Source organism: Neomesorhizobium albiziae (genome assembly GCF_900114255.1).
GTDB lineage: Bacteria > Pseudomonadota > Alphaproteobacteria > Rhizobiales > Rhizobiaceae > Neomesorhizobium > Neomesorhizobium albiziae.
The window spans coordinates 1-5,118 of record NZ_FOSL01000070.1; the positions used below are offsets into that span (position 1 = coordinate 1).

Sequence of the window (5,118 nt, forward strand, 5' to 3'; positions counted from 1 at the left end):
GGGCGTACCGGATTGCGGCGCTTTGACGAAAACGGTCTCGACACCATGGCGGGTGAACTCTTCGGTCAAGAGAACCTGATAGGCATACTTGCGGCTCAGCCGATCCGGCGCGTGGATAAGCACGGCTTGGATCTGGCCTTCGGCCACAAGGTCCCGCAGCCGCTCCAGGCCCGGCCGCAGCAGGCTGGCGCCGCTGAAGCCTTCATCCTCGATCACCCATTCATCGGGGACGCTGAACCCCTGCTCGCGGGCGAACTCGACCAGCGCCGCCGTCTGGCTGGCGATCGTGTTCTCCTCCTTCTGCTGGTCGGAGGACACCCGGGCATAAATCGCGGCGATCTTCATCGCTCCCCTCCCTTATCCGCGGTCCAATGCCGACGACACGGACCCGCTCTGGGACCAGAATCCCGTAGACCTGCTCCAGCTTGATGGTGAGGAGACGGTCAAACGCATGCTTGAGGTGGACGCTGCGATCCTTGGCGCCGCACCGGTCAGCCATTGCCGCCGGCTTCGCCGAGGAAGGCGCGCAACGCCCGGCTGACCAGGTCGCTGATTGTCGTCGTCTCGGCCGCCGCCCGCGCCCGCACCGCGTCGACCAAACTGGGCGGAAGCTTGAACGTCACCGCCGTCGTCGGCTCGGCCACCGGCACCGGCCGCTCGAGCGTCTGGGCCGCCTCGATATACCGATAGGCCTGACGTCGGGACAGGGTGAATCGGCGCGACAACAACACGGCAGCCTCCGCCACGCTCAGCCCACGCGCGAGCAACCCATGGGCCGCATTGAGACGCTCCGCTTTCTGCGAATCGGTTGATCGCGACATGTGTCATATCCATATTACCCTTTGAGACGCAAATCAAGCATAGAACGAGAGCGATCGAGCGCAATTGTCCGATCAAAGGTGAAGTTACCTTTTGCGTTCAGGGAGTACTGTCGCCGCTCCTGTCCAACATCATGCTTCACGAGTTTGATGCGTGGCTGGAGGCGAAATACCTGAACCGGAAAGCCCGCAAGGATCGCTGGGCATGGAACTTCGGCATTCAGCAGGGGCGCCCCATAACGGTTCGAGAGAACCGGCAATGGAAACCTGCGATTGCCTATTGTCGCTATGCCGATGACTTCGTCGTCATCGTCAAAGGGACGAAGGTCCATGCCGAGGAAATCCGCGAGGAATGCCGGGCCTTTCTGGAAGACCGCCTGAAGCTGACGTTGAATATGGAAAAGACCCATATCACCCACGTCGATGACGGGTTCGTCTTTCTGGGGCATCGGATCATTCGCAAGCAAGGGTCGAACGGGCACATGTCCGTCGTCACGACGATACCCAAGGAAAAGGCCAAGGCGTTTGTTCGCAAACTGACCGAGACCCTTTCCGGCAATCACGATGTTGGCAAGGTCGACATGGTGGACCCCCTGAACCGCCAACTGGCGGGATGGGCGGCCTTCTACAAGTTCACCGACTTCACAGCACGCACCTTCCGGCACATCGACCATGTCGTGTTCTGGAAAGTGGCGCACTGGCTGGCGCGAAAATATCGGTCACGCATCAAGCCCTTGATGCGGAGCTGGTATCGAGCGCCGGATGCGGGCAAGGCAAAAACCTGGCTCGTCTACGGACGAAGTGAACGCGGAAACCGTGTCGGCAAAGCGCTGCGCCGAATGGTATCGAGTCCCAAGGCGCAGTTCCGATGGCGGAACCCGGAGATCAATCCATACATCTTCCGGAGCGAAACTCGCAGCACCGTCACCTCAAACTATCATGATGTTGCTATGGCCATGGGCCAAGATTGAATAGAGAGCCGTATGCGCTGAAAGGTGCACGTACGGTTCGGGGAGGAGAAGCGCAGCAGCGCTTCTTACTCCACTCAGGACCTGGCAGGGCTGGCTCTACCTGGCGGTCGTGGTCGATCTTTATGCACGCAAGGTCGTTGGTTGGTCGATGAAGCCCAGCCTGTCTAAAGAGCTGGCTCTGGATGCACTGCTCATGGCCGTTTGGCGCAGAAAGCCCGCCGGCCGCGTCGTTGTGCACTCGGACCAGGGCGGCCAATACGGCAGCGACGAGTTCAAGCGTTTTTGCCAGTCCCACAACCTGGAGCCGAGCATGAGCAGACGCGCCAATTGCTGGGACAACGCCGTCGCGGAATCATTCTTCAGCAGCTTGAAGAAGGAACGCATCCGAAAACGCATCTACAAAACGCGGGTCCTCGCCCGAGCCGACATCTTCGACTATATCGAAGCGTTCTACAATCGAACGCGCCGCCACAGTCATCTGGGCGGCATCAGTCCCGAGGCGTTCGAAAGCGCCGCGGCGTGAGGCTGGGAATTGTCTGCCAAACCAGCAGCAGTCCAGTGGTCACGACCGAGATCTTCAAGGGTCAACGCCGCCGGCTTCCTTCGTAACCGGGTGGCGGCAAAGAGGATCAGCATGCGCAAGGCGTCATGATAGTTGGCCACGGGTGCCGAAGTCGCGTTGCGCTGCTTGGTCAGACGTCGGCGAAAATAGGATTCAAAGAGCGACACGAGGAGCAGGTGTTCGCTCATACTGCACCTCCATCGAGGAAGGCGCGCTCCGCCGCAATGAAACCAAGTAGCCTCTCCGCGGCCCTCGCCGGATGGATCCGGTTCAGCGTTGGCCAAAGCTGATCCAGATCGAGTGCAGAGATGGGCTCATCTCTCTCAAGGGACGGCAGCGGTGAAGCTGTTCCTCGCCAAAGAAAAATGTCCCAGGCGGCTTTCGATCGCATATGCCGCCGCAAGGACGGTCGTATCGGAATAACGCGCACCTACCAGCTGAAGCCCAACAGGGAGCCCCTGATCATCCAAGCCAGAGGGCACGGATGCTGCAGGCTGCTGTGTCAGGTTGAAGGGATAGGTGAAGGGAGTCCAGTCCATCCAACCCCTGTAACTCTCATCGGGTTCGTTTCGTCCGACTGCGAACGGTGCGACAGGCAGCGTCGGCATGACAAGGAGATCGTAGTCTTCGTGGAATTTCGCCATGAGGGCGGAAAGCTCAAACCGAACCGTCTCCGCTTCCTGAAATTCCGCTAGTGTGATCGTCAGACCCCGTTCAGCTCCTTGCAGAAAGCCGGGATCCAAGAGTTGCCTTTGCTTGTTGTCTATTCGCGATAGGATACGGGCGGCACCGGCGAACCAGAACGTAGCAAACGCCTCGACTGGGTTCGTGAACCCCGGATTTGTCTCGACCACCTCGGCTCCAAGAGCCCGAAGTTGATCGACCGCCTTATCGGTAACTCTTTGGATGTCGTGCGCCACCTTCACATACCCAAGGTCTCGACTGTAGCCGATGCGCAGACCCTTGAGGGTTTTTGCGGGATCGACGTCGATTCCGGGATAAACGGGTCCCGCATAACCGTCGCGAGCGTCCTTCTGGGCGATGACGTTCATCATTAGGATCGCATCCGCAACTGTGCGGGTCATCGGCCCCAAGTGAGACAGCGTGGTCATGGCGCTGGCGGGCCATTGCGGAACAAGACCGAAGGTCGGCTTGAAGCCGAAAGTTCCTGTGAAGCTCGCCGGTATCCGGATTGATCCCCCACCGTCGCTACCCTGATGAAGAAAGCCAAGGTTGAGGGCCGCCGCGACTCCGGCGCCGCCCGACGACCCGCCCGGTGTCAGGTCAGGGTTCCAAGGGTTACGGGTGATGCCGTAGAGTGGGCTATCTGTAACACCTTTCCAGCCAAACTCTGGAGTGGTTGTCTTGCCCAGGATAACTGCACCGGCCTCGCGGATACGCGCCGCAATAGGCGCGTCTTCTGTCCAAGGCCCCTGGGCACTACCGGACAGTGATCCGCGCCTTGTCGGCCAGCCCCGCGTCAAGGTGAGGTCTTTGATGGTGGCCGGAATGCCATCGAGAACTCCGGCTGGCTCACCTTTCATCCATCGCCTCTCCGAAGCACGCGCAATGGACCTCGCGTTTTCGTGATCGACGAGGCAAAATGCGTTCAGCGTCGGGTTGCTAGCGTCGACGCGGTTGAGACATTCATCGACGACTTCAACGGGCGAGACCTGCCGCCTTCGATATAACTCCAGGCATTCACATGCCGTCAGAGCGTCAAGAGATGACGGCACGCATGAACGACTCTTCATTTTACAAGGTCCCCTACATGCTGTTCTTCAGGCTCACTGCGTTAGCTATTGATTATTCTGCAGCCTTCTCGGCCTTGTTGTGCTGCAGTGATCTCCCCTTTTCATCGAACTTTAGCCAGGCGGTAGTGCGCGTCAAATTCAGTTTGCGTATCATTGTCATCTGTTAACGAGATTGGAAGCCGGTGAGGCGGCGACCAGCTTCATGGCTACGCCTAGATGAATGGATGGGTCGGCTGGGAAAAGCTGCTCAACAAGGCAAGCACGACATTCCGTGAGCTGCCGGACAAGGAAAAGGGCGCGCTCGAGAAGTAGGCCAAATAAGCTGGCGCTCGCCAAGCCACCATGATCAAGCGCCCGGTGGCTGGAGAATGGAGCCTCACATTCTGGTTGGCTTCAAGCCGGATGTTTATGTGGAGACGGTGAAGTAGGAGCGCCGTGCATGGTGCCAACTCGCACAGCTTTCGCAGCCGTTTCAGCCCTTCGGCCATTCGAACTTTGCGGTCGATGAGCCATGCTTCTGGCGCGAACGGGACGACCAACCTCGCCGCGTCCCACGCGGCCGCCATCGGATGGAGGTCGAACCCGTCCGGGGCCTTATGATCGATGAACTTGAGAAAGCGCAGGACTCGCGATGCCGATGGCGCGCCATGCAGATCCCTGGCCAGGCTCCGCAAGTCGGCTAAGAGTCCGTGCCGAAAGTCATTGATTTCGTGCGATGCGCCGGACAAGGATCATGACGGCTGCGGCGTAGAGGAATGCTGTTGCGGATTCGATGGTGGCCTCGGCGTCCTTCCATAGGCGTCTGTTGCGACTGATCCACGCAAAAAAGCGTTCCACGACCCAACGTCTCGGTTGCACGGCGAAGCCGATCTGATCTGGCTGTCTTTTGACTATTTCGACTGCGATGGAGGTGGCCTCGGCCACACGCGGTCCCCGGTATCCAGAATCAGCGAACACCATTCGGATAAAGGGAAATGGTCGCCGCGAGGCGTTCAGGATCGGCCCGGCACCAT

Annotated in this window: 6 protein-coding genes and 1 pseudogene; 2 read left to right on the top strand and 5 right to left on the bottom strand. The window is 59.3% G+C overall.

Annotated elements, in window-relative coordinates:
* Both F3H98_RS30610 and F3H98_RS30615 read right to left on the bottom strand, forming a co-directional pair.
* Positions 1-345: recombinase family protein (locus F3H98_RS30610; protein ID WP_149764740.1), on the bottom strand; the 345-nt coding region annotated here is incomplete at its 3' end.
* A gap of 146 nt (positions 346-491) precedes the next feature.
* Positions 492-821, bottom strand: coding sequence for a hypothetical protein (locus tag F3H98_RS30615; protein WP_149764742.1), 330 nt, complete (start codon positions 819-821; stop codon positions 492-494).
* On the opposite strand from F3H98_RS30615, the gene F3H98_RS30620 reads away from it, so the two are divergent.
* Both F3H98_RS30620 and F3H98_RS30625 read left to right on the top strand, forming a co-directional pair.
* Positions 809-1,789 (top strand): reverse transcriptase domain-containing protein, encoded by a 981-nt coding sequence (locus F3H98_RS30620; RefSeq protein ID WP_280178044.1) that lies wholly within the window; start codon positions 809-811, stop codon positions 1,787-1,789. The two genes, F3H98_RS30615 and F3H98_RS30620, sit on opposite strands and share 13 nt — an antisense overlap.
* Before the next feature lie 64 nt (positions 1,790-1,853).
* A pseudogene (locus F3H98_RS30625) lies at positions 1,854-2,312 on the top strand (IS3 family transposase); the annotation flags it as partial.
* On the opposite strand, the gene F3H98_RS30630 reads toward F3H98_RS30625, so the two are convergent.
* The 3 genes from F3H98_RS30630 to F3H98_RS30640 all read right to left on the bottom strand — a co-directional run.
* Positions 2,264-2,539 (bottom strand): hypothetical protein, encoded by a 276-nt coding sequence (locus tag F3H98_RS30630; protein WP_244622025.1) that lies wholly within the window; start codon positions 2,537-2,539, stop codon positions 2,264-2,266. The pseudogene F3H98_RS30625 and the gene F3H98_RS30630 overlap by 49 nt on opposite strands.
* Before the next feature lie 135 nt (positions 2,540-2,674).
* Positions 2,675-4,105 (bottom strand): amidase, encoded by a 1,431-nt coding sequence (locus F3H98_RS30635; RefSeq protein WP_149764744.1) that lies wholly within the window; start codon positions 4,103-4,105, stop codon positions 2,675-2,677.
* 699 nt (positions 4,106-4,804) lie between these two features.
* Positions 4,805-5,118: transposase (locus F3H98_RS30640; RefSeq protein WP_149764747.1), on the bottom strand; the 314-nt coding region annotated here is incomplete at its 5' end.

Coding starts and splice junctions, on each gene's coding strand:
- F3H98_RS30615 (WP_149764742.1), bottom strand. CDS start 821: ATGTCGCGATCAACCGATTCGCAGAAAGCGGAGCGTCTCAATGCGGCC.
- F3H98_RS30630 (WP_244622025.1), bottom strand. CDS start 2,539: ATGAGCGAACACCTGCTCCTCGTGTCGCTCTTTGAATCCTATTTTCGC.
- F3H98_RS30635 (WP_149764744.1), bottom strand. CDS start 4,105: ATGAAGAGTCGTTCATGCGTGCCGTCATCTCTTGACGCTCTGACGGCA.